We start from the raw sequence: 314 nt of genomic DNA, 5'->3' as shown, positions 1-314 counted from the left end.
TCTTCGGTGACGAGGCTGTTAGATCGGCTTGAGAAGAAGGGCATGATCCAGAGAGCGGCGCAAGAGCGCGCCGATCGCCCGCACGATCGAAGAGTGATCGAAATTGTTCTGACTGAGCGCGGAAACAAGGCGATAGACGAGTTGAAGTCTCATTGGCGCTCCGCGCTTGCGGAATTGACGGAGGCGCTCAAACAAAGCGAGATACATGCCTTATTGCGCCTGCCGCAATTGTGCAATCAGGACGCGCTTCAACTTGACCTCGATAGCAAACCGTTGTCCCTCACAGAACCACGGCCGTGAAACGGGAATCGGGG

The 314-nt window shown here is 56.1% G+C and carries 1 protein-coding gene; it reads left to right on the top strand.

Translation table 11 applies throughout. The features are described from left to right. The coding region (locus tag K206_RS42490) for a MarR family winged helix-turn-helix transcriptional regulator (RefSeq protein WP_369796955.1) at positions 1-300 on the top strand (300 nt) is incomplete at its 5' end. Between the last annotated feature and the right edge of the window lie 14 nt (positions 301-314).

It is taken from the genome of Cupriavidus sp. WS (assembly GCF_000395345.1).
Lineage (GTDB): Bacteria > Pseudomonadota > Gammaproteobacteria > Burkholderiales > Burkholderiaceae > Cupriavidus > Cupriavidus basilensis_B.
This window is presented reverse-complemented; position numbering and strand designations above follow the sequence as displayed.